The organism is Streptomyces sp. UH6 (assembly GCF_013421635.1).
Lineage (GTDB): Bacteria > Actinomycetota > Actinomycetes > Streptomycetales > Streptomycetaceae > Streptomyces > Streptomyces abyssomicinicus.
Genome location: NZ_JACADT010001250.1, coordinates 1 through 1,396 on the forward strand (window position 1 = coordinate 1; position 1,396 = coordinate 1,396).

A 1,396-nucleotide genomic window follows, 5' to 3' on the forward strand; every position below is an offset into this window, starting at 1 on the left:
GCCGACGTCGCCGAAGATCAGCGCCCCCGCCCCGGCGGCGTGTGCCACCCACGGTTCCCGGCGGCCGGGGGTCAGCGAGGCGACGGCGGCCCGGGAGCGCGGCGGGAGGGCGGGCGCCGGCTGTTCCTCCTCGGGGGGCTCGTGGCCGTGGGACACCATGGTGCGCTCGCCCTCGTAGGCCATGGAGACGGTCACCGGGGAGTGCCAGCCGGGCACCGTGCGGGACGGGGAGAGGTCGATGTGCTCGCCCTGTTCCAGGGCGTCCCAGCAGTACTCGCCGTAGTGGTCGTCGCCGAAGGAGGCGGCGAGCGAGGTGCGCAGGCCGAGGCGGGCCAGGGCGGTGGCCATGTTGGCGACGCCGCCGGGGCTGGAGCCCATGCCGCGGGCCCAGGACTCGGTGCCGCGGACGGGGGCCGTGTCGAGGCCGGTGAAGATGATGTCCAGGAACACGGTGCCGGTCAGGAACACGTCGCAGGGCGGCTCGTCCGGGGCGCGGAGGGCGGCCAGGGGATCGACCTGGGGACTGCTCCGGAGGTCTGCCGGGGCTGCCGGGGTCCGGGCGGGGGCGTCGTGCGACGTGGGCGCTGTCACGGGCGGGGCTTTCTTGCCGGTGGTGCGGTATTCAGCCAGTCTGCCCCAGCCCGTGCCTCCCTACGCGGGCACACGCCTCCCCGGACCGGAAGGGCCCGGCACGGCGGGGCCCGCACGTCAGGCGACCCCGCGGATCCGGTGGACGAGCAGGGCCCCGGCCAGGGCGAGGAGGCCGGAGACGAGGAAGAGCGAGGTGTAGCCGCCGAGGTGGGTGACCACGGGCGCGGCCACGGCGGGCGCCAGCACCTGCGGCAGCGAGTTGGCGACGTTGATCACGCCGAGGTCCTTCCCCCGGGCGGCGGCGTCCGGCAGCACCTCCGTCATCAGCGCGAAGTCCACGGAGGTGAAGACGCCGAACCCGATCCCCAGCAGCGCCGCGGCGACGATCGCGGCGGGCCAGGTCTGCCACCCGGCCAGCATCAGCGTGGCCGCCCCCATCAGCACCCCCGACCACAGGACGTACGGCTTGCGGCGGGCCGTCCGGTCGGACCGGACGCCGCTGACGACCACCGTGGCCAGCAGCAGGGCGGCGTTGACCACGGTGAGCACGAAGACGCCCTGCTCCGGGTCGGGGTGCCCGACCCGGTCGCGCAGGAAGTAGAGCAGGTAGAGCAGGACCAGCGCGTTGGACAGGTTGATCAGGAAGCGGGTCAGCCAGGCCCAGCCCAGGTCCGGGTGACGCCGCGGGTCGAACCCCAGGCCCGCCAGGAACCGCCGTGCGCTCACGGGGGCCGGCCGGGCGGCGGCGGTCGGCGGGGGTTCGCGGTGCAGCAGGAAGGGCACCACGCCCAGCAGGCTGAGCACG

At 75.3% G+C, this 1,396-nt stretch carries 2 protein-coding genes; both read right to left on the reverse strand.

The genetic code is table 11. The features are described 5' to 3' along the window. On the reverse strand, positions 1-591 hold a 591-nt coding region (locus HW445_RS31005), incomplete at its 3' end, for a carbohydrate kinase family protein (RefSeq protein WP_374939732.1). Between the two features lie 117 nt (positions 592-708). Then, positions 709-1,396: MFS transporter (locus HW445_RS31010; protein ID WP_180224108.1), on the reverse strand; the 688-nt coding region annotated here is incomplete at its 5' end.